Origin of the sequence: Cedecea neteri (assembly GCF_000757825.1) — a bacterium.
Classification (GTDB): domain Bacteria; phylum Pseudomonadota; class Gammaproteobacteria; order Enterobacterales; family Enterobacteriaceae; genus Cedecea; species Cedecea selenatireducens.
The window spans coordinates 2,926,888-2,951,900 of the sequence record NZ_CP009451.1; the positions used below are offsets into that span (position 1 = coordinate 2,926,888).

Consider the following 25,013-nt stretch of genomic DNA (forward strand, 5'->3'; position numbering starts at 1 on the left):
ACCGGAAAATGTTATCGGTAACAGTTACCCGTAACAAAACCAGGCGCATTGCTTTGTGTCAGAGTCGGAGCCATCATGAGTACTACTAATCACGACCACCACATTTACGTCCTGATGGGCGTCTCCGGCAGCGGCAAATCCGCCGTTGCCAGCGAAGTTGCCCACCAGCTGAACGCCGCGTTTCTTGACGGCGACTTCCTGCATCCCCGCAGCAACATCCTGAAAATGGCCTCCGGCGAGCCGCTGAACGACGACGACCGTACCCCGTGGCTGAAGGCGTTAAATGACGCCGCGTTTGCGATGCAGCGCACCAACAAGGTTTCGCTGATCGTCTGCTCGGCGCTGAAAAAGCACTATCGCGACCTGCTGCGCGACGGCAACCCGAACCTCTCCTTTATCTATATGAAAGGTGACTTCGGGGTGATTGAAAGCCGCCTGAAAGCGCGTAAAGGTCACTTCTTCAAAACCCAGATGCTGGTAACCCAATTCGAAACCCTGCAAGAGCCGCAGGCGGATGAAAAAGACGTGCTGATCGTGGATATCGACCAGCCGCTGGACGGCGTTGTCGCCAGCACCCTCGCATTAATCAACCAAGGCAGCGCAGAGTGAGTACATTAACGCTTGTTTTAACCGCGGTCGGCTCCGTGCTGCTTCTGCTGTTTTTAGTGATGAAGGCTCGTATGCACGCCTTCGTGGCTTTGATGGTGGTTTCTATTGGTGCCGGGCTGTTCTCCGGCATGCCGCTCGACAAAATCGCCGACACCATGCAGAAAGGCATGGGCGGTACGCTGGGCTTCCTGGCGATTGTGGTCGCCCTCGGCGCTATGTTCGGCAAAATTCTGCATGAAACCGGCGCGGTGGATCAGATTGCCGTCAAGATGCTGAAGTCCTTCGGCCACAGCCGCGCGCATTACGCCATTGGCCTGGCTGGCCTGATTTGTGCGCTGCCGCTGTTCTTTGAAGTAGCCATCGTGCTGCTGATAAGCGTCGCGTTTTCGATGGCGCGCCATACCGGAACCAATCTGGTGAAGCTGGTTATCCCTCTGTTTGCAGGCGTAGCCGCTGCTGCCGCGTTCCTGCTGCCTGGGCCTGCGCCAATGCTGCTGGCATCACAGATGCACGCTGACTTCGGCTGGATGATCCTGATTGGCCTGTGCGCCGCGATCCCCGGCATGATTATCGCCGGCCCGCTGTTCGGGAACTTCATCAGTAAATTTGTTTCGCTGGAAATCCCGGACGATATCTCCGAGCCGCATCTGGGCGAAGGCAAGCTGCCATCCTTTGGCTTCAGCCTGTCTCTGATCCTGCTGCCGCTGGTGCTGGTTGGCCTGAAAACCATCGCCGCTCGTTTTACCGCGCCAGGTTCTACGCTGTATGAATGGCTGGAATTCATCGGTCACCCGTTCACCGCGATTCTGGTGGCCTGCCTGGTGGCTATTTATGGCCTGGCTTATCGTCAGGGTATGGACAAAGAAAAAGTGATGGCGGTATGCGGCCAGGCGCTGCAGCCTGCGGGTATTATCCTGCTGGTTATCGGTGCCGGGGGCGTGTTCAAACAGGTGCTGGTTGACTCCGGCGTGGGTCCGGCTCTGGGTGAAGCGTTGACCGGCATGGGCCTGCCTATCGCGATTACCTGCTTCGTGCTGGCCGCTGCGGTACGTATCATTCAGGGTTCCGCTACCGTGGCCTGCCTGACCGCCGTTGGCCTGGTGATGCCGGTTATCGAGCAGCTGAACTATAACGGCGCGCAGATGGCGGCTCTGTCTATCTGTATCGCGGGCGGTTCTATCGTGGTGAGCCACGTGAACGACGCGGGCTTCTGGCTGTTCGGTAAATTTACCGGCGCGACCGAAGCACAAACGCTGAAGACCTGGACGATGATGGAAACCATCCTCGGCACCACCGGGGCGATTGTCGGGATGATTGCGTTCAGCCTGCTGTCTTAATCTCTCTCTTCCGCTCCCGCTAAAAACACCCGGCAATTGCCGGGTGTTTTGCTTTTACGGGTTAAGCTTCGCTCTTCCCGTGACGCTCTTATTCCCTATTAAAAAGGGAGCGCCGCATGAAAAAATTACTCTTCTTACTGTTATTGCCGCTGTTAACCGGCTGCGCGACGCTGGTTAGCAATAATGACGCCACGGTGTATATCGACAGTACGCCAAAGCGCGCTGCTTTTACGATTTTTGATGGCAAGGGAGAGATTGCCGCACAGGGCATTACCCCCCAGTCCGTGACGCTGAAAAAGACGGACGGCAGCTACTTCGGGAAGAAAAACTACACGTTGAGGCTAAAACATGAAGGGTATTACTCCCTGTCGCTACCGCTGGAAACCCGTTTTAGCAACTGGTATCTCTTTGGCAACGTCATCTTCTTCGGAGTGCCGGGGTGGCTGATTGTCGATCCGTTCTTTGGCGGCATGTATACGCTGAAGCAGGAAAATCTTCATCTCTTGCTGCGAGCATGCCAGCCGGGGCCGTATCGGTATATGTGTTCGTGAGGGGGAAATAGGGGGTTAGGAGCAGGACTCGATTCGTCCCCTCTCCCTTTTAGGGAGAGATACCGTCTTGTCGGTTATCCGGCAAGCGGTATTTCAGCGTTAAATTCACGCCCTGATTTCACCACCCCATAAGCCAGCTGTAGCAGCTTTCTCATTCCTGCACACACGCGTTCTTTGCCTGTCTTCCCCCTGCTCGCCATCCGGGTCATCAGGTCTTTCACCACTTCATTACATCTTCCCGCCACTACCGTAGGCATATACAGCACGCTACGCAGCTCACGGCTCCCCACTTTTGACAACCTGCTCTTTCCCTTCCACATCCCGGACTCACAACGTCGTGGGTTCAGCCCTGCATAAGCCACCAGAGCCTTACTGCTCCTGAACCGCCTCAGGTTTCCCGCGAAGGCCAGAAGACTCGTACTCAGCACATCTCCCACTCCCGGGATACTCTCCAGCAGCGCTTTGTCTTTTCTCAGGTCCGGGTCATCATCAATGTGCTGTCTGATTTTCTTTTTGGTTTCTTTTATCAGTTCATCCAGCGTGGCGATGTGCTCTTTTAACGAGCCAGTGATGACCTCATCTGCGGCCTCCAGCCTGTTCTCTTCCATCTGACGCATCTCTTCAAGATTTTTAAGATGCCGCACCAGCGCGGTCAGCTGTCGCTGGCTGAGAGGAGCCGGATGCCATTGGGCTGGCTGATACAGGGCACAATACCGTGCTATCAGGGCGGCATCGCTTTTATCCGTTTTGTTTCGGGTCAGTTCGGTGTTACTGAAGGCATGAATGCGGGCAGGGTTTTCCAGGCTGACGCGATAGCCGCCATCGGACAATGCCGTGGCGAGTTCCGTGCTGTAGCTGCCCGTCGCTTCCATACAGACATGACAGTCCCCAAAGCGGGTCAGCCAGTGAATAAACTCACGACATCCCGCAGGCGTGTTAGCAAACTTTTTAGTTTTGTATTTCTGACCAGGCAGCAGGACAGCGACATCAAATTTTAGCTTAGCAATATCAACGCCGACAGAAGTGAGGGTCATCTGATTCTCCGTAACCTTATGAATAATATCGCCAGACCATCCTTATATGTGGGTGCTCAGAGGCACAGGATACCGTTCGGTCTTGAGGCGACAGGGAATAAGGTTGCCGGGGCATAATCTCTCCCACGGGCTCGGAAGCACCAGGGCCAGGGGATGCTCACCGGCAACCTCCCGATGATCAGTCGGGGATCTTCCCCGCACTGGCGGGGAAGTTCAAGACATAAGGGTTAGGGTTAGGGTTGGTCTTACCCACGCATCCACGTTCTGATCCCATCCAGGAACATCTGGGTGGAAATCATCACCAGCACCAGCCCCATCAGGCGCTCAAGGGCGTTAACCCCTTTCTCACCCAACAGGCGCAGGAACAGGGAAGATTGCAGCAGAATGGCGACGGTACCGCCCCAGGCCAGCATCAGCGCGGCGACTAAATGGCTCATTTGGTTTGGGTACTGGTGAGACAGCAGCATCAGCGTGGCGAGCAGTGAAGGGCCGGCAACCAGCGGGATCGCCAGCGGCACGATAAACGGCTCTTCCCCGGCGGGTAAACCGGAAGAACTGCCTTCCTGGCCTGGGAAAATCATCTTAATGGCGATAAGGAACAGAATAATGCCGCCTGAAATCGACACGGTTTCAGCCCGCAAATTCAGGAAACCAAGAATTTTTTCCCCGGCAAACAGGAAGATAAGCATCAGCAGCAGAGCAATAAGCAGTTCGCGGATCATAATGGCCCGGCGACGCTTTGGCTCCGTGTGTTTCAGCACCGACATAAAGATTGGCAAGTTGCCCAGCGGGTCCATAATCAGGATCAGGAGCAACGCGGCGGATATGATTTCAGTCATCTGTTTTCCCCAAAATCTGGCAAGTAGTTTCTATTAATAAGCTTTGTTTCTGACACGGCGGATATCATTGATTAATTTCACTTGCGACTTTGGCTGCATTTTGTAAGGTGGAGTGATGTTCTGGCTCACTGCCAGCGCTTACACACGCAATCATCTCTGCAGGATTAAGTCGCTATGAAAAATGTTGGTTTTATTGGCTGGCGCGGTATGGTCGGCTCTGTGCTCATGCAACGCATGGTGGAAGAGCGCGATTTTGACGCCATTCGTCCGGTTTTCTTCTCCACTTCCCAGCTTGGGCAGGCAGCCCCTACGTTTGCCGGCACCACCGGCGGTACACTGCAGGACGCATTTGATCTGGAAGCGCTGAAGGCGCTGGATATCATAGTGACCTGCCAGGGCGGCGATTATACCAACGAAATCTATCCAAAGCTCCGTGAAAGCGGCTGGCAAGGTTACTGGATTGACGCAGCTTCTTCTCTACGCATGAAAGATGACGCGATTATTATCCTCGACCCGGTCAACCAGCACGTCATTCAGGAAGGCCTGAACAAAGGCGTCAAAACCTTCGTTGGCGGCAACTGCACCGTAAGCTTAATGCTGATGTCCCTTGGCGGCCTGTTTGCCCACGACCTCGTTGACTGGGTTTCCGTGGCGACTTACCAGGCTGCGTCCGGCGGCGGCGCGCGCCACATGCGTGAACTGCTGAACCAAATGGGCCAGCTGTATGGCGAAGTCTCCACCGAGCTGGCGAACCCGGCTTCCGCTATTCTGGATATCGAGCGCAAGGTCACCGAACTTGGCCGCAGCGGTAAGCTGCCGGTGGATAACTTCGGCGTGCCGCTGGCCGGCAGTCTGATTCCGTGGATCGACAAGCAGCTCGACAACGGCCAGAGCCGTGAAGAGTGGAAAGGCCAGGCAGAGACCAACAAAATTCTTGCGACGTCAACCGCTATCCCGGTTGACGGTCTGTGCGTGCGCGTAGGCGCGCTGCGCTGCCACAGCCAGGCGTTTACCATCAAGCTGAAGAAAGACGTTTCTATCCCAACCGTGGAAGAGCTGCTGGCCGCGCACAATCCGTGGGCGAAAGTGGTGCCAAACGATCGTGAGATTACCATGCGTGAGCTGACGCCTGCTGCGGTAACCGGCACGCTGTCAACGCCCGTTGGCCGCCTGCGTAAGCTGAACATGGGGCCAGAGTATCTCTCCGCGTTCACCGTCGGTGACCAGCTGCTGTGGGGCGCCGCCGAGCCGCTGCGCAGAATGCTGCGGTCGCTCGCATAATTACACTTATTTAACTGAGGGGCCTTATGGCCTCTCTTTTTTTGCCTGCAATTTAAGGTACAACGAAAGTCATTAATTTATTTCACGAGGAGCCAGGAAAGCGTTGGCTATGCTTAAGTCATCACGCGTCTGCGTTTTGGCGAGTATTGGGCGAACCGGCTGACAGGAGTTAAGCGCCGTTCGTCAGGTCAATGATAAGTGTCGTACCCGCGCGGCGGCGTAGCGCAGGTTGTTGGTGACACATAAAAAAGGAAAATGCCATGTCTGTTCTGCCGGAAAGAGACGTGATCAATGCGCTAATTGCGGGTCATTTTGCCGATCCGTTTTCCCTGCTGGGGATGCACCAAACGGACGCCGGGCTTGAAGTCCGTGCGCTGCTGCCTGACGCCACTGAAGTCTGGGTTATCGAACCAAAAACCGGGCGAAAAGTTGGCCAGCTCGAGTGCCTCGATTCCCGGGGTTTCTTTTGTGGGCTGATTCCTCGCCGTAAAAATGCCTTTCGCTACCAGCTTGCCGTTGTCTGGCACGGTCAGGAAAACCTGATTGACGATCCCTATCGTTTTGGCCCGCTGATTCAGGAGCTGGACAGCTGGCTGCTTTCCGAAGGCACGCATCTACGCCCCTATGAAACGCTGGGTGCGCATGCTGACACGATGGACGGCGTGACCGGAACGCGCTTCTCTATTTGGGCACCGAACGCCCGAAGAGTCTCCGTCGTGGGTCAGTTTAACTACTGGGACGGCCGCCGCCACCCGATGCGGCTGCGCAAAGAAAGCGGCATTTGGGAGCTGTTTATCCCCGGCGCGCACAACGGACAGCTGTATAAATTCGAGCTGCTGGATGCCGATGGGCACCTGCGTATTAAGGCCGACCCGTACGCTTTTGAAGCGCAAATGCGCCCCGAAACGGCTTCTCTTATCTGCGGCCTGCCGGAGAAAACCACGCTCAGCCCCGAGCGGCAGAAAGCCAACGGCTTTGACCAGCCTATCTCAATCTATGAGGTTCATCTCGGCTCCTGGCGTCGCCATACCGACAATAACTTCTGGCTCAGCTACCGCGAGCTGGCGGAGCAGCTGATCCCCTACGTCAAAGAAATGGGATTCACCCATCTCGAACTGCTGCCGGTCAACGAGCATCCGTTTGACGGCAGCTGGGGCTATCAGCCGCAGGGGCTTTACGCCCCGACGCGCCGTTTTGGCACGCGCGACGACTTCCTCTACTTCCTGCAAACGGCCCACGAAGCCGGGCTTAATGTTTTGCTGGACTGGGTGCCGGGCCATTTCCCGACGGATGACGCGGGGCTGGCTAAGTTCGACGGCACCTCGTTGTATGAACATGGCGACCCGCGTGAGGGCTATCACCAGGACTGGAACACGCTGATTTACAACTATGGCCGCCGTGAAGTCTGTAACTATCTGGTGGGCAACGCGCTCTACTGGATTGAACGTTTTGGCATTGACGGCCTGCGCGTGGATGCCGTCGCCTCGATGATTTACCGCGACTACAGCCGGGAAAAAGGCGAGTGGGTTCCGAACGAGTACGGCGGCCGCGAAAATCTGGAAGCGATTGAATTTCTGCGCAATACCAACCGCATCATCGGGGAGCAAACGCCGGGCGCGGTGACGATGGCGGAAGAGTCCACCGATTTTGCCGGCGTCTCTCGCCCGCCGAGCATGGGAGGGCTGGGGTTCTGGTTTAAGTGGAACCTGGGCTGGATGCACGACACGCTCGACTACATGAAGCTGGACCCGGTTTACCGCCAGTATCACCACGACAAAATGACCTTCGGGATGCTGTACAACGGCACCGAAAACTTTGTCCTGCCGCTTTCGCACGATGAGGTCGTGCACGGCAAAAAATCGATTCTCGACCGCATGCCGGGAGATGCCTGGCAGAGGTTCGCTAACCTGCGCGCTTACTACGGCTGGATGTGGGCATTTCCGGGCAAAAAGCTGCTGTTTATGGGCAACGAGTTTGCCCAGGGGCGCGAATGGAACCACGACAGCAGCCTTGACTGGCATCTCCTGCAGGGCGGGGATAACTGGCACCACGGCGTGCAGCGCCTTGTACGCGATCTGAACCATACCTACCGGCGACACGCGGCGCTGCATCAAATGGATTTTGACGACTACGGCTTTGAATGGCTGGTGGTGGAGGACAAGGCGAATTCGGTCTTTATTTTCGTGCGCCGTGACGCCGAGGGCAACGAGGTCATCGTTGCCAGCAACTTTACGCCGATACCTCGCTACCATTACCGCTTCGGCATCAACCAGCCGGGGCGCTGGCGTGAAGAGCTGAATACCGACTCGATGCATTATCACGGCAGTAACGCCGGCAACAGCGGCACGGTGCGCAGCGAGGCGGTGCCAAGCCACGGTCGCGATCATTCGCTCTCTATCACGCTGCCGCCGCTGTCTACCCTCTGGCTGATTCGGGAGGGCGATGCATGACGCAGCTGGCTCAAGGTAGCCCGGCTCCCTTTGGGGCGTATTACGACGGTAAGGGCGTTAACTTCACCCTTTATTCGGTGCATGCCGAAAAGGTCGAGCTGTGCCTGTTTGATGAACACGGACACGAAAAGCGCTACGACATGCCCTCGCGCTCGGGAGACATCTGGCATGGCTATCTGCCGGAAGGTAAACCGGGGCTGCTCTACGGCTACCGGGTTCACGGGCCGTGGGAGCCTGAAAATGGCCATCGCTTTAATCCTGCGAAGCTGCTGCTCGATCCCTGCGCTCGCGTGGTGGTGGGCGGGGCCGAAGATCATCCGCATTTTCACTGCGGCTACGATGAACCCAACCTCGAGGACAGTGCCCCGCACATGGCCAAGTGCGTGGTGGTCAGGGAAAAATTTGACTGGGAAGACGATCGGCCGCTTCGAACGCCGTGGGGCAACACGGTTATCTATGAAGCCCACGTTCGCGGGCTGACGCTGCTTCATCCCGGCATCCCGGAAGAGCAGCGCGGGACTTATGCGGCGCTGGGGCACCCGGTGATGACTGATTACTTCAAACGGCTGGGGATCACGGCGCTTGAGCTGCTGCCCGTGGCGCACTTCGTTACCGAGCCCCGCATTTCGCAGTTGGGGCTGAGTAACTACTGGGGCTACAACCCTCGCGCTTTCTATGCCGTTGAAAGTTACTACGCGATAGACCAGAACCCCCACAACGCGGCCAACGAGCTAAGAGGCGCCATCAAAGCGCTGCACAAGGCCGGGATTGAAGTGATCCTCGACATTGTCCTGAACCACAGCGCGGAGCTGGACAAGGACGGCCCAACCCTGTCGCTGAGCGGAATCGACAACCGTAGCTATTATTGGTTAATGGACAACGGCGATTACCAGAACTGGACCGGCTGCGGAAATACCCTGAACCTCAGCACGCCGGGCGTGGTGGCCCAGATGACGGACTGTCTGCGTTACTGGGTAGACAGCTTCCACGTGGACGGTTTCCGTTTTGATCTGGCCTCGGTGATGGGGCGCACGCCGGAATTTCGGCAGGATGCGCCGCTGTTTGAGGCGATCAAAAACGATCCTCACCTGTCGCAGGTGAAGCTTATCGCCGAGCCCTGGGATATCGGTCAGGGGGTTACCAGGTCGGCAATTTCCCACCGCTGTTCGCCGAATGGAACGATCATTTCAGGGACGGGATGCGTCGCTTCTGGCTCCAGCAGGATCTCTCTTTGGGCGGGTTCGCCTGCCGCTTTGCCGGCTCGAGCGACGTTTATCGCCATGGCGAAAGGTTACCCTCCACCAGCATTAATTTAATTACCGCTCATGATGGTTTTACGCTGCGGGATTGCGTAAGTTTTAACCAGAAACATAACGAAGCCAACGGCGAAGATAATCGCGACGGCACCAACAGCAACTTTAGTAATAACTATGGTTTTGAAGGGCTTGAAGCCAACCTGATTACCAAGGAACGGCGTCGGGACAGCGTGCATGCGCTGCTGACCACGCTGCTGCTCTCGCAGGGAACGCCGATGCTGCTGGCCGGGGATGAGCACGGGCATAGCCAGCACGGCAACAATAACGCCTACTGCCAGGACAACGTGCTGACCTGGCTTGACTGGGAGCAGGGAAACGACGGGTTAACCACCTTTACGGCGGCGCTCCTTCACCTGCGGCAGGCTATCCCGGCGCTGACCGCCAACCGCTGGTGGGAAGAGGGCGACGACAACGTTCTCTGGCTGAATAAAGAGGCGCAGCCCCTGAGCGCCGATGAGTGGCAAAACGGGGTCCACCGCCTGCAAATCCAGCTGTCCGATCGCTGGCTTATCGCTATTAACGCGACCGAAGAAGTTGCGGACATCGTTCTACCTGAGGGGGAATGGCACGCCGTTCCTCCGTTTGCCGGAGAGGACAACCCGGTCGTGATGGTTGTATGGCATGGTCCCGCGCACGGAGTCTGCGTGTTCCACAAGTCATGAAAAAGGAGTTCGTTATGGTCAGGTTTGAGAAAAACGATCCGCTGATGCTGGCCCGCCAGCTGCCCATCAAATCCGTTGCGTTAATTCTGGCGGGTGGCCGCGGGACTCGACTGAAGGATCTCACGTCGACGCGCGCCAAGCCTGCGGTCCACTTTGGCGGCAAGTTCCGCATTATTGATTTTGCGCTATCCAACTGCATCAACTCCGGCATTCGCCGCATTGGGGTGATTACTCAGTATCAATCACACACCCTGGTGCAGCATATCCAGCGCGGCTGGTCTTTCTTTAGCGAAGAGATGAACGAGTTTGTTGATTTGCTGCCCGCCCAGCAGCGCGTACACGGTGAAAACTGGTATCGCGGAACGGCCGATGCCGTGACCCAGAACCTCGATATTATCCGCCGCTATAACGCCGAGTACGTGGTGATCCTCGCCGGGGACCACATCTACAAGCAGGACTACTCGCGCATGCTTATCGACCACGTCGAGAAAGGCGCGCGCTGTACCGTCGCCTGTATGCCGGTGCCGGTGCATGAAGCTTCGGCGTTTGGCGTTATGGCGGTGGACGTTGACGAAAAAATTATCGCTTTCGTGGAGAAGCCGGAAAACCCGCCAACCATGCCAAACGACAGCAGCAGGTCTCTGGCAAGCATGGGGATCTACATCTTTGACGCCGATTACTTGTTCAGGCTGCTGGAAGAAGACGATCGGGATGAAAACTCCAGCCATGACTTTGGCAAAGATATCATTCCGAAAATCACCCTGGCGGGCGAAGCTTACGCCCACCCGTTCCCGCTCTCCTGCGTGCAGTCCGATCCTAACGCCGAGCCCTACTGGCGCGACGTCGGAACGCTGGAAGCCTACTGGAAAGCGAACCTCGATCTGGCTTCGGTGATGCCCGAGCTGGATATGTATGACCAGGCCTGGCCGATCCGTACCCATATGGAGCCGCTGCCGCCCGCCAAGTTCGTCCAGGATCGCTCCGGCAGCCACGGCATGACGCTGAACTCGCTGGTGTCCGGCGGCTGCATCATCTCGGGCTCGGTGGTCGTGCAGTCGGTGCTGTTTCCGCGCGTGCGCATCAACTCTTTTTGCAATATCGACTCGTCCGTTCTGCTGCCCGACGTCATCGTCGGACGCTCCTGTCGACTGCGTCGCTGCATCATCGACCGCGCTTGCATGATCCCGGAAGGGATGGTGGTAGGCGAAAATGCAGAAGAGGACGCTCGCCGTTTTTACCGCTCTGAAGAGGGCATTGTACTGGTCACGCGCGAGATGCTGGCGAAGCTGCAGGGCTAGCGCGAAGAAGATTGGCCTGCGCACGGTCATGCCGTGCGCGGTTATTTTATCGTTTGGCGCTGCCTGAGGATCCAGACCGGCGCCGCGACTTTCCAAATGGGAGCGATAATGCAGGTCTTACATGTCTGTTCCGAGATGTTTCCTCTACTGAAGACAGGCGGCCTTGCGGATGTGCTGGGCGCTTTGCCGGCGGCGCAGATTGCCGGCGGCGTTGATACGCGCGTCCTGCTGCCCGCTTTTCCCGACGTTCGGCGGGGAATCGAAGATATTCAGGTAGTTGCCCATCGACAGACGTTCGCGGGCGACATGCGCCTGCTCTACGGCCACTATAACGGCGTTGGCGTTTACCTGATTGATGCGCCCCATCTCTATGAGCGCCCCGGAAGCCCGTACCACGACACCAATCAGTTTGCTTATCAGGACAACGTGCTGCGCTTTGCGCTGCTTGGCTGGGTCGGCGCGGAAATGGCCTGTGGGCTGGATCCCTTCTGGCATCCCGATATCGTGCACGCCCATGACTGGCATGCCGGGCTGGCACCGGCGTATCTGGCGGCGCGCGGGCGCCCTGCGAAGTCGGTATTTACCGTGCATAACCTTGCCTATCAGGGCATGTTCTATGCACATCACTTAAGTGAAATCGATCTGCCGTGGTGGTTCTACGACATGAACGGGCTGGAGTTCCACGGCCAGATTTCGTACCTGAAGGCCGGGCTTTTTTACGCCGATCATATTACCGCCGTCAGCCCTACCTATGCGCGTGAGATAACCGATCCGCACTTTGCCTACGGCATGGAAGGGCTTCTGCGCCAGCGCCAGCGTGAAGGGAAGCTGTCTGGCATTTTAAACGGCGTAGACGGCAAGATTTGGAATCCGGAAAGCGACCTGCTGCTGGCCTCGCGCTACACCCGCGACTCGCTGGAAGAGAAAGCTGAAAACAAACGTCAGCTGCAGGTGGCGATGGGGCTGAAGGTGAATGACAAAGTCCCGCTGTTCGCCGTGGTCAGCCGGTTAACCAGCCAAAAAGGGCTGGATCTGGTGCTTGAGGCGCTGCCCGGATTACTGGAGCAGGGCGGCCAGCTGGCGCTGCTGGGGGCTGGGGACTCTGTGCTGCAGGAAGGATTCCTGGCGGCGGCCGCCGAGCATCCCGGCCAGGTCGGCGTCCAGATTGGCTATCACGAGGCATTTTCCCACCGCATCATGGGCGGTGCCGATGTGATTTTAGTCCCGAGCCGCTTTGAGCCCTGCGGCTTAACCCAGCTCTACGGCCTGAAGTATGGCACCTTGCCGCTGGTGCGGCGAACCGGTGGCCTGGCCGACACCGTGTCGGATACTTCGCTGGAGAACCTGGCTGACGGTGTGGCAACCGGTTTTGTGTTTGAAGACAGTAATGCCTGGTCGCTGCTCCGCGCGATCCGGCGTGCTTTCGTGCTGTGGTCCCGCCCGTCACTGTGGCGTTTTGTGCAGCGGCAGGCGATGAATATGGATTTTAGCTGGCAGGTAGCGGCGCAGTCATACCGCGACCTTTATCAACGCTTGTTGTAATTACCCATACACCAGGAATCACTGATATGAATGCACCCTTTTCCTATGCATCACCCACGCTAAGCGTCGAGGCGCTGAAACACTCGATTGCCTATAAGCTGATGTTTACGGTGGGGAAAGACCCTGCCATCGCCAATAAACACGAATGGCTTAACGCCACGCTATTTGCCGTGCGAGACAGGCTGGTTGAACGCTGGCTGCGTTCCAACCGTGCCCAGCTCTCGCAGGAAGTTCGCCAGGTTTACTATCTGTCGATGGAGTTTCTTATCGGGCGTACGCTGTCGAACGCGCTGCTTTCTCTCGGTATTTATGAAGATGTGAAAAACGCCCTCGAAGAGATGGGACTCGATCTGGAAGAGTTGATTGACGAGGAGAACGACCCCGGCCTTGGCAACGGCGGTCTTGGCCGTCTCGCCGCCTGTTTCCTCGATTCGCTGGCGACCCTGGGGCTGCCGGGGCGCGGCTACGGCATTCGCTACGATTACGGCATGTTTAAGCAGAACATTGTTGATGGCCGTCAGAAAGAGTCGCCGGACTACTGGCTCGAATACGGTAACCCATGGGAGTTTAAGCGCCATAACACGCGCTATAAGGTGCGTTTTGGCGGACGAATTCAGCAGGAGGGGAAAAAAGCCCGCTGGGTCGAGACCGAAGAGATTCTTGCGGTGGCCTATGACCAGATTATCCCGGGCTATGACACCGACGCGACTAACACACTAAGGCTGTGGAACGCCCAGGCGAGTAGCGAGATCAATCTCGGTAAGTTTAATCAGGGCGACTACTTCGCGGCGGTGGAGGACAAAAACCATTCCGAGAACGTGTCCCGCGTGCTTTATCCAGATGACTCAACCTATTCGGGGCGCGAGCTGCGTCTGCGTCAGGAATACTTCCTGGTTTCATCAACCATGCAGGACATCCTTAGCCGCCACTATCAGCTGCATAAAACCTACGCCAATCTGGCAGAGAAAACGGCGATTCACCTGAACGACACGCACCCGGTGCTGTCGATTCCGGAGCTGATGCGGCTGCTGATTGACGAGCATAAGTTTGAGTGGGAAGAGGCGTTTGAGGTCACCTGCCAGGTGTTCTCATACACCAACCACACGCTGATGAGCGAGGCGCTGGAAACCTGGCCGGTAGATATGCTCGGCAAGATCCTGCCGCGCCATTTGCAGATAATCTTTGAGATTAACGACTACTTCATGAAGACGCTGCAGGAGCAGTACCCGAACGACACCGGGCTGCTGGGCAGAGCGTCTATCATCGATGAGTCCAACGGCAGGCGCGTGCGCATGGCCTGGCTTGCGGTGGTGGTCAGCCATAAGGTGAACGGCGTTTCCGAGCTGCACTCCAATCTGATGGTGCAGTCGCTGTTTGCCGACTTCGCCAGCATCTTCCCGATGCGCTTTAGCAACAAAACGAACGGCGTGACGCCTCGCCGCTGGCTGGCGCTCGCCAACCCTGCGCTGTCCGAAGTGCTGGACGAGAACATCGGCCAGACGTGGCGTACGGACCTGAGCCAGCTGAACGACCTGAAGCAGCATATTGATTACCCGACGGTGCATCAGGCGGTGCGCAAGGCCAAGCTCAGCAACAAAAAACGGCTGGCGACGTATATCGGGCAGCAGCTCAACGTGGTGGTTAGCCCGGATGCGCTGTTCGACGTGCAGATCAAACGTATTCACGAGTACAAGCGCCAGCTAATGAACGTGCTGCACGTAATAACCCGCTATAACCGCATCAAGGCCAATCCGGAGGCTGAATGGGTGCCGCGCGTGAACATTTTTGCGGGCAAAGCGGCGTCTGCCTACTACATGGCGAAGCACATCATTCATCTTATCAACGACGTCGCGGAGGTCATTAACAACGATCCGCAGGTGAAAGATAAGCTGAAAGTGGTGTTTATCCCCAACTACAGCGTCAGCCTTGCCCAGCTGATTATTCCGGCGGCGGATCTCTCTGAGCAAATCTCGCTGGCGGGTACCGAGGCCTCCGGCACCAGCAACATGAAGTTTGCTCTGAACGGGGCGCTGACTATCGGCACGCTGGACGGTGCGAACGTTGAAATGCTCGATCATGTCGGTAAGGACAATATCTTCATCTTCGGTAATACGGCGGAAGAGGTCGAGGAGCTGCGCCGCAAGGGCTATAACCCTCGAGAGTATTACGAGAAGGATGAAGAGCTGCGTCAGGTGCTGACCCAAATCGCAACCGGCGCGTTCAGTGCCGGAGAGCCGGGGCGTTATCGGGATTTAGTGGATTCGCTGATTAACTTTGGTGATCACTATCAGGTGCTGGCGGACTACCGTAGCTATGTGGATTGCCAGGATCGGGTTGATGAGCTTTATCAGCAGCCGGAGGAGTGGACGATTCACGCCATGCACAATATTGCCAATATGGGGTATTTCTCGTCTGACAGGACGATTCAGGAGTACGCCGATGAGATTTGGCATATTAAGCCGGTGAGATTGTAGGTTTCCCCCTCACCCTAACCCTCTCCCCGCGTGGGAGAGGGGATAAAAATGTTTCCCATAGCTTTTTTCTCCCTCGCCCCTTTGGGGAGAGGGCCGGGGTGAGGGGAAGATTTGAACGTAAAGCTTCCTCACTGAGCGTACAAACCTCAGCACAGCTCCAGCTGCACGTTATTCTCTTTAATCACCTGCATCACCCCCGCAGGAGGCATCACGTCCGTATATACGGTATCCACCAGGCTAATACTGCCCAAATTCACCATCGCATTACGGCCAAACTTCGAGTGATCTACGACTAACAGCACGCTGCGGGAGTTTTCGATAATCGCGCGCTTGGTGCGAACCTCGTGGTAGTCAAACTCCAGCAGTGAGCCGTCGCTGTCGATGCCGCTGATGCCGAGAATGCCGAAGTCGAGGCGGAACTGGGAAATAAAGTCCAGCGTGGCCTCGCCGATGATACCGCCATCGCGGCTGCGCAGTTCGCCCCCGGCCAGAATAATACGGAAGTCTTCTTTCACCATCAGCGTGTTAGCCACGTTGAGGTTGTTGGTCACGATGCGCAGATTGCTGTGGTTAAGCAGCGCATGTGCCACCGCTTCTGGCGTGGTACCGATGTCGATAAACAGCGTGGCGCCGTTCGGGATCTGGCTGGCCACCTTCTGCGCAATGCGCTCTTTCTCGGCGGTCTGTGTTGCCTTTCGGTCGTGCCACGGAGTGTTGACCGAGCTGGACGGCAGAGCGGCGCCACCGTGATGACGCAGAATCATATTCTGGTCGGCCAGGTCGTTTAAATCACGGCGAATGGTTTGCGGGCTGACGGCAAACTGTTCCACCAACTCTTCGGTACTGACGTATCCCTGCTGCTTAACCAGCTCAATAATCGCGTCATGACGTTGTGTCTGCTTCACTAGCTACTCCAGCATTTTTATGTTCGTTTTCGCGCATTCAGGGTATCTACCAGCGCCATCGCCAGCCCGACCAGCATGCCGGTCAGGTGGGCTGGAATAACGGCTGACTGAGTAAAGACCTCAATAACCAGCCAGATGACAGCAAAGGCCAGCAGGCCACGCTGCATCTGTAGCCCGCTGTCGGGATCCCGCTCTCCGCGCAGCCAGACATAGCCCATCAGCGCAAACACCGTTCCCGACAGGCCGCCAAAAAGCGGGCCGGTAAATTTCGCCTGCATAAAGCCGCTCAGCAGGGTGGAGATAAGCGTCAGCGTCAGCAGCTTGCCGGTGCCGAGGCGTTTTTCCAGCGCACCGCCTAAATACCACCACCATAGTAGGTTAAAGAGGATATGCATCAAGGAGAAATGCAGTAGTCCATGCGTGAAATAGCGCCAGAACTCAAAGCGCTGCTCGGGCACGAGCGGCCAGCCAAGTACGGAAATCACCGGCCCGAAGCCTACGATATTCAGCAGCACAAAAAGCGCGATACACAGGCCGATAACGAGGAGGGTTAGCGGCCCGGCACGCTCTTTGATGGTGGCGAAGAACGGATAGCGTTTATAGCTGAAGCTTACGCCGCTGTGGCCGGTGCTCCAGCTGGCGGCCTGATAGCGCGGGTCGCCAGGATTTGCGACAAACCTTTCCAGCTCTGCGCGCACAGTCTGCACCTGGCTTTCATCCGCCAGCCAGACATCGCTTTGAGTATGCTGCTGAATAGTAAGAATAACGCCCTGAGTTGCCATGTAATCGACAAAAGCCTGCGCAACGCGCGGGTTGGCGAAAGAGGTAATCATGATCATGAAAGTTTAACCAACTTCGTCTATTTACCCGTCATACTTCGAGCCGTAGGGGCACCGTCTTCACTTCCCCACCTCAGTCACTTACTTTATGTAAGCTCCTGAGCGTGAGCTCACTTGCCGCCTTCCTACGACTCAAATTATCCAGGGTAAAGCTTTTATTAGGGCAAGCAGTATACCCGCAGGGAGCGAAAACGGCTGAACTTTACGCGCCGTGAGCGACTTCGGCCGGGAAGTGACGGTGCCAGGCGTCAAAGCCACCGTCGATGCTATAGACCTGGTCATAGCCCTGCTGCAGCAGATATTGAGCGGCGCCTTTGCTGCTGTTGCCGTGGTAGCACATCACCATCACCGGCGTGTCGAAGTCGGTTTGCTGCATAAAATTCACCAGCGTGTCGTTGGTGAGGTGGTAAGCCCCCGGCGTGTGTCCCATGGCAAAGCTCTGCGGATCGCGGATGTCCACTAATACCGCCTGCTGCTGCTGGAGTTTCTGGTGTGCTTCTTCCACACCAATACATTCAAATTGATCCATGGTTTTACTCGTCGAGAAAGAAAGGAAACAAGGGGCATGTTAAGGCATAGCGCCCCGCTGGCGCTGATATTAACGCCAATATGTTATCCATATCACGTAGAAATGTTTTTATTTCGTTACCAAAGCGGACGAACACTTGCTATTATGATCGATATCGAACATTTTTGAGCTTTAACGAAAGTGCGTGAGGGCAACATGGAAACCAAAGATCTGATTGTTATTGGCGGTGGAATCAACGGCGCCGGTATTGCGGCGGATGCCGCTGGCCGCGGGTTATCCGTGTTAATGCTGGAGGGACAGGATCTGGCCTGTGCCACTTCCTCCGCCAGCTCCAAGCTGATTCACGGCGGCCTGCGCTATCTGGAACATTACGAGTTTCGACTGGTCAGTGAAGCCCTGGCCGAGCGTGAAGTGCTGCTGAAAATGGCACCGCATATTGCCTTCCCGATGCGCTTTCGTTTGCCGCACCGCCCGCATCTTCGCCCGGCGTGGATGATCCGTACCGGACTGTTTATGTACGACCATCTGGGCAAACGCACTAGCCTCCCGGCTTCTGCCAGCCTGCGTTTTGGCGCAGACTCCGTGCTGAAGCCTGAAATCGTGCGCGGTTTCGAATATTCCGACTGCTGGGTGGATGACGCTCGCCTGGTACTGGCCAATGCCCAGATGGTGACTCGCAAAGGCGGTGAGGTGAAAACCCGTACCCGCGCTATTAAAGCGACCCGTGAAAACGGCATGTGGGTGGTTGAAGCGCAGGACATTGATACCGGCGAAACCTTCACCTGGCGTGCGAAAGGTCTGGTAAACGCTACCGGTCCGTGGGTGAAAACCTTCTTTGACGAAGGCCTGCAGTTGCCGTCGCCTTACGGTATCCGCCTGATCAAAGGCAGCCACATTGTGGTGCCACGCGTGCATACCCAGAAGCAGGCCTACATCCTGCAAAACGAAGACAAACGAATCGTGTTTGTAATCCCGTGGATGGATGAGTTCTCCATCATCGGCACCACGGACGTGGAGTACCACGGCGATCCGAAAGCGGTGCAAATTGACGATAAAGAAGTGAGCTATCTGCTGAACGTTTACAACGCTCACTTCAAAAAGACGCTAACCAAAGACGATATCGTCTGGACCTATTCTGGCGTGCGCCCGCTGTGTGACGACGAGTCGGATTCTCCGCAGGCCGTAACCCGCGATTACACCCTGGATATCCATGACGAAAACGGCCAGGCTCCGCTGCTGTCGGTCTTCGGCGGCAAGCTGACCACCTACCGTAAGCTGGCCGAGCACGCGCTGGATAAGCTTGAGCGTTACTACCCGAATATCGGCCCGGCCTGGACTAAAGAGAGCCGTCTGCCCGGCGGTGATATCGGCGGCGATCGCGATGATTACGCGGCAAAACTGCGCCGCCGTCACGGTTTCCTGACCGAAAGCCTTGCCCGCCGCCTGGCGCGTACCTATGGCAGCAACAGCGATCTGGTGCTGGGCGATGCCAAAAGCCTGAGCGATTTGGGCGAAGAGTTTGGCCATGAGTTTTACGAAGCCGAGCTGCGCTACCTGGTCGAGCACGAGTGGGTAAAATGTGCGGAAGACGCGCTCTGGCGCCGTACCAAGCTGGGTATGTGGCTGAATGAAGAGCAGCAGACTCGGGTGTCGCAGTGGCTGGTAAAGCAGGCGGCTAAAGCGGGATTGTCGCTGGCGTCTTAAATAGCTTTGAACCGGTAACGTTATTTTAGGCTTTTCCCTCACCCGAATCCTCTCCCTAAAAGTGAGAGGGCGGGGTGAGGGTTAGAACCCGTCTCCAGAATCTTTCCAGCTAAACCCCATACCCCATCATCTTCAGCAATTTCTGCGCATGCTGTACCGCGTCCTGACGATGCGCCACGCCGAGCTTCTGATACAGATTTCGGATATGCGTTTTAATGGTCGTTGCCGCGACGTCCAGCTCCCCGGCGATCTGCTCGTTGCTGTAGCCTGAGTAAATCAGCCCCAGTACCTGCCACTCTCGCTGCGTCAGCGGGCTGGTGCGGATAAGCTCCGGTACTTCCGGGTGGTTAAGCAAGCGGTTCACAAAGCTTTCGTCAAAGTGAGCAAACTTGTGGCGATGATGCTGGTTTATCTCGCGCAGGATGCGCTGAGCGCGATGCTGGTCCAGCTCCGGCAGCGTGTTGAGCTGAATGAGCTGGCGCAGCTGCTGCGCCATGGCTTCCCCTTCAATCACGAAGTGGCTGATGAACCCCGTGCGGTTTGCCAGCGACAGCGCTTCCAGCAGCACACGCTGAGCGTCACTTTTACGCCCTGCCTGCCAGTAAAGCTGGTTTAGCAGCAGCAGGTTGCGGTTGAGGTCGCTCATCAGGCGCAGGCTGCGGGCATTTTCGTTTAGCTCTTCCAGCACCATTTCTGCCGGCTCGTACTCGCCCAGCAGGATTTGCACACGGGCGATGTTACGCCACTGGCTTTGCAGGAAGTGGTTATTGGCAAATTCAGGTTTTGGCGTCAGGCGCAGCCAGTTGGCCGCCGACTTCTTATCCCCGGTCATTTGCCAGTAAATCACCCGCACCTTATCGGCGTTAGAGACCCAGTCGCTGTGCCAGGGACCGTTCCCAAGCAAATTTTCAAGGCGGTTAAGGTGATTCCGGGCATTATCCAGGTCACCACGCGCCAGAGAACACTGCACCAGCAGCGCCAGGCACTGCAGCTGTTGCTGTGGCTGGAAGCTGGAAAGCACCTCCATTCCGCTGCGTGCTGCCGCTTCGGCTTCATCCAGCCGTGCCCATGCCCAGAGCAGTTGAGCGCGGATGCGCTGCAGGAACTCATGCAGCGGCAGCTGTTCGAGGTGCTGTTCGCGGATCAGCACAAAAGCTTTTTCCTGCGTTTCCCAGGCGGCCTGCAGGAACCCCTGAGCCAGCAGAATCTCGCTTTGCTGAATCAGGCTCCATAAAGCGTAATGCCAGACATCGTGGCGGCGTGCCATCTGCTCTGTTTGCTGCATAACGGAGAGCGATTTAGTGAGATCTCCCTTGCAGTGCAGCACCTCGCCGTGAACCGAGGTGGCGACGATGCGGCTGTAAAAATTGGCCAGCGGCAGCATTTCCAGCGCCACCATTGCCAGACGTTCGGCTTCTGCCGGGTCACCCGCGTTGATGGCGACCTGGGCCCGCAGGGCGTTGAATTCGCCGTGCAGCGTGTCGTCGATAACCAAATTCATTTCCTGCTCGGCTCTCGCCAGCAGGGTGTTTACTTCGCTATAGCGGTGCTGACTTTGCATCAGCCAGGCCTGCAGCAGCACAAGTTTGGGGTTTTCCAGCAGGCTTTCCCACGGCAGCGCCTTGAGCGACTCTTCCAGCAGCGTCAGTTCGCTATGGTTAAACAGCGCCCATGCGTGGCCCAGAAGGATGTCGCGCAGCATATTGGCATCGCCCGCCGCCAGCGCGTGGTGAATCGCCTCGCTGGGGAAGCCTTGTTCCATCCAGCTTTTGGCCGCGGCGCGATGAATATCCGGCAACTCTGCGGCCAGCTCCCACTGGCAGCGCTGGCGCAGGAAGCTGCCAAACAGAGGATGGAAGCAGAACCATTCGCCGGAGTCGTCCATGCGCTGCAGGAACAGGCCCTGGCGCTCGGTCTCTTCGAGACGCATCTGACCATTTTCTTCGCCGGTCACCTGGACTATCAGCGCGTCATTCATCGAGCGCAGAATAGAGCTTTTTAACAGGAAGTTGCGGGTGTCGGCATCAACGTTATTCAGCACCTCATCCACCAGATAGTCTGAAAGATGGCTGGCGTTAATCCCCGACAGCCGGCGTGCGGAATGCTGGGCCGGCGTATTGCTCTGGCGAGCGGACAGGGCAATCAGCTGCAGGGCGGTGACCCAGCCGGCAACGTCATCACAAAGGCGGCTGCTGTCCGCTTGCTCGATAGGCGTTGCCAGGCGGTTATCAAAGAATTGTTTGGTTTCCTGGTGCGTGAAGGCGAGCTGCTGGCTGCCGATTTCCAGCAGTTGGTCGCGAACGCGGAGGTTGGCGATACCAAGCTGCGGCAGGTTGCGCGACAGGATCACCAGCGTCAGGTTTTCCGGCTGGTGGCGAATGAAAAAGCGCATCGCTTCATGAATCACCGGGTTGGCAATCAGATGGTAATCATCAATCACCAGATACAGCGGTTTGTCCCATCCCGCCAGCTCGATGAAAAGTTGGGAAAAGAGCGAGGACAGGCTGGCATATTGCCGTTTTTGCGCCATGATTTCGCTACTTATACAGTGCCCGCCGGTAGCGTGCTGCACGGCGGCAATCAGGTAGCTGGCAAAGCGTTCCTGCTGGTTATCGCCTTCGTCGAGCGAGTACCAGCCCAGCTCTTTTCGCCCGGCCGCCCACTGTGAGACCAGGGTTGTTTTACCATAACCGGCAGGGCTGGCGATCAGCGCTAAGCGGTAGTTGGCGGCGGTCGAAAGCTTCACCAACAGGCGATCGCGAACCACAGTGTTTTCCAGCCGAACAGGGCGACTTAATTTGGATGGGATTAACATAGTTGATCACTTCACTGTGTATAAATTTCCCCGGCATCATCCGCGCCGCAGGGCGGAATTACCGCGTTGCAGAAGGAATCATGGAGGGAAAAGTTCAAGGATGCGATTTTTTTTACGCTTCGTAATTAATGCTTACGGATAAGGTCGGCCAGAATGTCGCTTATTGCAAGGTTGTTGAACTTTCCGTGCTCGGTAAGTTGCACCCTGTCACAGTTCCATTTTTTTCATGAAGACGATTGCTCACTCCTTGCGCCGGCAAGACTGAAACCTGTTACATCGCCGCACAGAGTGGCAGAGATCACATTTTTCGCTCATCCTCGCTACTCCTCCCCGCCTAATCCGCGCCGGGATGAGGAAGTCACCCAGGCTGCCCGGCACACTAACGGGTAATGATTTTCGAACATTACAGGACCGATTTCCTATGTCACAGCCGATCTTCAGTAAAGAACAGTTCCAGTCCGCTCTGACGCGCCAGTGGCAGCGTTACGGCCTTAATGATGCCAGTGAAATGACCCAGCATCAGTGGTGGCACGCGGTTAGCGGCGCGCTGGCAGAGCTATTAGCGGCTCAGCCGGTAGCAAAACCTGAGAATAAACAGCGCCATGTTAACTACATCTCGATGGAGTTTCTGATTGGCCGCCTGACCGGGAATAACCTGCTTAACCTCGGCTGGTTCTCCGAGGTGAGCGACGTGCTGAAGGGTTACCAGATTAACCTCACGGATTTGCTGGAAGAAGAGACGGATCCGGCCTTAGGAAACGGCGGGTTAGGGCGCCTGGCGGCCTGCTTCCTGGACTCGATGGCTACGGTCGGGCAGTCGGCTATTGGCTATGGCCTGAATTATCAGTACGGCCTGTTCCGCCAGTCCTTTAAGGACGGCAAGCAGATGGAAGCCCCGGATGACTGGCAGCGCGGCAGCTACCCCTGGTTCCGCCACAACGGCGCGCTGGACGTGCAGGTTGGGGTCGGCGGTAAAGTGGTTAAAAGCGGGAAAAATCAGCGCTGGGAACCGGCCTTTATTTTCCAGGGCGAAGCGTGGGATTTACCGGTGCTGGGCTACCGCAACGGCGTGGCGCAGCCGCTGCGCCTGTGGCAGGCAAAACATGCTCATCCGTTCGATCTGACGAAATTTAACGACGGTGAATTCCTTAAGGCAGAACAGCAGGGCATCGACGCCGAGAAGCTGACCAAGGTGCTTTACCCGAACGACAACCATCTGAACGGCAAAAAGCTGCGCCTGATGCAGCAATATTTCCAGTGTGCCTGCTCGGTGGCGGACATACTGCGCCGTCATCATCTGGCGGGCCGCAAGCTCGCCGAGCTGCCGGATTACGAAGTTATCCAGCTCAACGATACTCACCCAACTATCGCAATCCCGGAGCTGCTTCGCGTGCTGATTGACGAGCATCAGCTTAGCTGGGATGACGCCTGGGCGATAACCAGCCACACCTTCGCCTACACCAACCACACCTTGATGCCGGAAGCCTTAGAGTGCTGGGACGAGAAGCTGGTTAAGGCGCTCTTGCCGCGCCATATGCAAATCATCAATGAAATCAACAAGCGCTTTAAGGTGCTGGTCGACAAAACGTGGCCGGGTGATGAAGCCGTTTGGGCGAAGCTCGCCGTGGTGCATAACAAACAGGTGCGTATGGCAAACCTGTGCGTGGTGGGGGGCTTTGCGGTTAACGGCGTTGCCGCACTGCACTCTGAGCTGGTGGTCAAAGATCTGTTCCCGGAATACCACCAGCTGTGGCCGAACAAATTCCACAACGTTACGAACGGCATTACGCCACGCCGCTGGATCAAGCAGTGCAACCCGGCGCTTGCCGGGCTGTTCGACAAGACGCTGAAGAAAGAGTGGGCGAACAATCTCGACGTACTGGAAGGGTTGGAGAAGCACGCCGATAACGCCAAATTCCGCCAGACCTGGCGCGAAATCAAATACCAGAACAAGGTGAAGCTGGCGGCCTTTGTGAAGGCTCGTACCGGGATTGTGATTAGCCCGGATGCGTTGTTCGATGTGCAAATCAAGCGTTTGCATGAGTACAAGCGCCAGCATCTCAATCTGCTGCATATCCTGGCGCAGTACAAAGAGATCCGCGAAAACCCGAAAGCAGACCGCGTGCCGCGCGTTTACCTGTTTGGCGCGAAGGCAGCTCCGGGATATTACCTGGCAAAAAATATTATCTTTGCGATCAACAAGGTGGCCGAGGCGATCAATAACGATCCGCTGGTGGGCGACAAGCTGAAGGTCGTTTTCCTGCCGGACTACTGCGTGTCTGCGGCGGAAATCATGATCCCGGCGGCCGATATCTCCGAGCAGATTTCGACCGCGGGCAAAGAAGCTTCCGGCACGGGCAATATGAAGCTGGCGCTGAACGGTGCGCTGACGGTGGGCACGCTTGACGGCGCCAACGTTGAAATCGCCGAGAAAGTGGGTGAAGAGAATATCTTTATTTTTGGCCACACCGTCGAGCAGGTTAAAGCCCTGAAAGCCAAAGGCTATGACCCGGTGAAATGGCGCAAAAAAGATAAAGTGCTGGATGCGATCCTTAAAGAGCTGGAGCAGGGGAAATACAGCGAGGGCGATAAACACGCCTTTGACCAGATGCTGCACAGCATCGGCAAAGAGGGCGGCGACCCTTATCTGGTGATGGCGGACTTTACCGCCTACGCCGAAGCGCAGAAGCTCGCCGACAAGCTTTATCTCGACCAGGAGGCGTGGACGCGCGCGGCCATTCTGAACAGCGCCCGCTGCGGCATGTTCAGCTCCGACCGTTCAATTCGCGATTACCAGCAACGTATCTGGCAGGCAAAACGCTAAGGGA

Annotated in this window: 16 protein-coding genes and 1 pseudogene; 11 read left to right on the top strand and 6 right to left on the bottom strand. The window is 56.7% G+C overall.

All coding sequences use genetic code 11. The annotated features are described in order from the left end of the window. The first annotated feature begins 75 nt into the window (after positions 1–75). From gntK to JT31_RS13485, 3 genes are all read left to right on the top strand, one after another. The gene (gene gntK / locus JT31_RS13475; protein ID WP_038477970.1) at positions 76–609 is read left to right on the top strand and encodes a gluconokinase; all 534 of its coding nucleotides are present in this window, start codon (positions 76–78) and stop codon (positions 607–609) included. Next, positions 606–1,946, top strand: coding sequence for a gluconate transporter (gene gntU / locus JT31_RS13480; protein WP_038477973.1), 1,341 nt, complete (start codon positions 606–608; stop codon positions 1,944–1,946). The genes gntK and gntU overlap by 4 nt, the downstream gene beginning before the upstream one ends. A 116-nt stretch (positions 1,947–2,062) precedes the next feature. Next, positions 2,063–2,497, top strand: a complete 435-nt coding sequence (locus tag JT31_RS13485) for a hypothetical protein (protein WP_038477976.1) — start codon at positions 2,063–2,065, stop codon at positions 2,495–2,497. 74 nt (positions 2,498–2,571) lie between these two features. Here JT31_RS13485 and JT31_RS13490 read toward each other — a convergent pair whose 3' ends face one another. Beyond that, positions 2,572–3,531, bottom strand: coding sequence for an IS110 family transposase (locus JT31_RS13490; RefSeq protein WP_038472527.1), 960 nt, complete (start codon positions 3,529–3,531; stop codon positions 2,572–2,574). Positions 3,532–3,776: 245 nt separating this feature from the next. After that, complete coding sequence (locus tag JT31_RS13495; RefSeq protein ID WP_038477979.1) at positions 3,777–4,370, bottom strand: YhgN family NAAT transporter; 594 nt, start codon at positions 4,368–4,370, stop codon at positions 3,777–3,779. 174 nt (positions 4,371–4,544) lie between these two features. Between JT31_RS13495 and asd the strand changes: the two genes are divergently transcribed. The 6 genes and pseudogenes from asd to glgP all read left to right on the top strand — a co-directional run bounded on the left by asd (position 4,545) and on the right by glgP (position 15,393). Next, on the top strand, positions 4,545–5,651 hold the full coding sequence (gene asd, locus JT31_RS13500) for an aspartate-semialdehyde dehydrogenase (RefSeq protein ID WP_038477982.1): 1,107 nt from the start codon (positions 4,545–4,547) through the stop codon (positions 5,649–5,651). A 260-nt stretch (positions 5,652–5,911) separates the two neighbouring features. Continuing rightward, complete coding sequence (gene glgB / locus JT31_RS13505) at positions 5,912–8,101, top strand: 1,4-alpha-glucan branching enzyme (RefSeq protein WP_038477985.1); 2,190 nt, start codon at positions 5,912–5,914, stop codon at positions 8,099–8,101. Beyond that, positions 8,098–10,079 (top strand): annotated as a pseudogene (glgX, locus tag JT31_RS13510) (glycogen debranching protein GlgX). Before glgB ends, glgX begins: the two are co-directional and overlap by 4 nt. Before the next feature lie 14 nt (positions 10,080–10,093). Continuing rightward, a complete protein-coding gene (gene glgC / locus JT31_RS13515) occupies positions 10,094–11,377 on the top strand; it encodes a glucose-1-phosphate adenylyltransferase (protein ID WP_038477988.1) in 1,284 nt (427 codons plus the stop codon). A 108-nt stretch (positions 11,378–11,485) separates the two neighbouring features. After that, complete coding sequence (glgA, locus tag JT31_RS13520; RefSeq protein WP_038477991.1) at positions 11,486–12,919, top strand: glycogen synthase GlgA; 1,434 nt, start codon at positions 11,486–11,488, stop codon at positions 12,917–12,919. A 26-nt stretch (positions 12,920–12,945) separates the two neighbouring features. Continuing rightward, positions 12,946–15,393 (top strand): glycogen phosphorylase, encoded by a 2,448-nt coding sequence (glgP, locus tag JT31_RS13525; RefSeq protein ID WP_038477994.1) that lies wholly within the window; start codon positions 12,946–12,948, stop codon positions 15,391–15,393. A 146-nt stretch (positions 15,394–15,539) separates the two neighbouring features. Here glgP and JT31_RS13530 read toward each other — a convergent pair whose 3' ends face one another. From JT31_RS13530 to glpE, 3 genes are all read right to left on the bottom strand, one after another. Next, a complete protein-coding gene (locus JT31_RS13530; protein WP_038477997.1) occupies positions 15,540–16,298 on the bottom strand; it encodes a DeoR/GlpR family transcriptional regulator in 759 nt (252 codons plus the stop codon). A gap of 17 nt (positions 16,299–16,315) precedes the next feature. Continuing rightward, positions 16,316–17,137 carry a rhomboid family intramembrane serine protease GlpG gene (gene glpG / locus JT31_RS13535; RefSeq protein ID WP_038478000.1) on the bottom strand — a complete coding sequence of 274 codons (822 nt, stop codon included), beginning with the start codon at positions 17,135–17,137 and terminating at the stop codon, positions 16,316–16,318. Between the two features lie 202 nt (positions 17,138–17,339). Beyond that, complete coding sequence (gene glpE / locus JT31_RS13540) at positions 17,340–17,666, bottom strand: thiosulfate sulfurtransferase GlpE (protein ID WP_008457894.1); 327 nt, start codon at positions 17,664–17,666, stop codon at positions 17,340–17,342. 195 nt (positions 17,667–17,861) lie between these two features. Here glpE and glpD point away from each other — a divergent pair, with 195 nt between their 5' ends. Next, positions 17,862–19,370, top strand: coding sequence for a glycerol-3-phosphate dehydrogenase (gene glpD / locus JT31_RS13545; RefSeq protein ID WP_038478004.1), 1,509 nt, complete (start codon positions 17,862–17,864; stop codon positions 19,368–19,370). A gap of 109 nt (positions 19,371–19,479) precedes the next feature. On the opposite strand, the gene malT is transcribed toward glpD, so the two are convergent. Beyond that, complete coding sequence (malT, locus tag JT31_RS13550) at positions 19,480–22,185, bottom strand: HTH-type transcriptional regulator MalT (RefSeq protein ID WP_038478006.1); 2,706 nt, start codon at positions 22,183–22,185, stop codon at positions 19,480–19,482. 421 nt (positions 22,186–22,606) lie between these two features. On the opposite strand from malT, the gene malP reads away from it, so the two are divergent. After that, entirely contained in the window at positions 22,607–25,009 is a 2,403-nt protein-coding gene (gene malP / locus JT31_RS13555) for a maltodextrin phosphorylase (RefSeq protein WP_038478010.1), read from the top strand. The last annotated feature ends 4 nt before the right edge of the window (positions 25,010–25,013 follow it).

Excerpts from the sequence above, each read along its gene's own strand:
- glgP (WP_038477994.1), top strand. The coding sequence starts at position 12,946 with ATGAATGCACCCTTTTCCTATGCATCACCCACGCTAAGCGTCGAGGCG.
- glpE (WP_008457894.1), bottom strand. The coding sequence starts at position 17,666 with ATGGATCAATTTGAATGTATTGGTGTGGAAGAAGCACACCAGAAACTC.
- glgB (WP_038477985.1), top strand. The coding sequence starts at position 5,912 with ATGTCTGTTCTGCCGGAAAGAGACGTGATCAATGCGCTAATTGCGGGT.
- gntK (WP_038477970.1), top strand. The coding sequence starts at position 76 with ATGAGTACTACTAATCACGACCACCACATTTACGTCCTGATGGGCGTC.
- asd (WP_038477982.1), top strand. The coding sequence starts at position 4,545 with ATGAAAAATGTTGGTTTTATTGGCTGGCGCGGTATGGTCGGCTCTGTG.
- malT (WP_038478006.1), bottom strand. The coding sequence starts at position 22,185 with ATGTTAATCCCATCCAAATTAAGTCGCCCTGTTCGGCTGGAAAACACT.
- JT31_RS13490 (WP_038472527.1), bottom strand. The coding sequence starts at position 3,531 with ATGACCCTCACTTCTGTCGGCGTTGATATTGCTAAGCTAAAATTTGAT.
- JT31_RS13485 (WP_038477976.1), top strand. The coding sequence starts at position 2,063 with ATGAAAAAATTACTCTTCTTACTGTTATTGCCGCTGTTAACCGGCTGC.
- glpG (WP_038478000.1), bottom strand. The coding sequence starts at position 17,137 with ATGATCATGATTACCTCTTTCGCCAACCCGCGCGTTGCGCAGGCTTTT.
- glgA (WP_038477991.1), top strand. The coding sequence starts at position 11,486 with ATGCAGGTCTTACATGTCTGTTCCGAGATGTTTCCTCTACTGAAGACA.
- JT31_RS13495 (WP_038477979.1), bottom strand. The coding sequence starts at position 4,370 with ATGACTGAAATCATATCCGCCGCGTTGCTCCTGATCCTGATTATGGAC.
- glpD (WP_038478004.1), top strand. The coding sequence starts at position 17,862 with ATGGAAACCAAAGATCTGATTGTTATTGGCGGTGGAATCAACGGCGCC.
- glgC (WP_038477988.1), top strand. The coding sequence starts at position 10,094 with ATGGTCAGGTTTGAGAAAAACGATCCGCTGATGCTGGCCCGCCAGCTG.
- malP (WP_038478010.1), top strand. The coding sequence starts at position 22,607 with ATGTCACAGCCGATCTTCAGTAAAGAACAGTTCCAGTCCGCTCTGACG.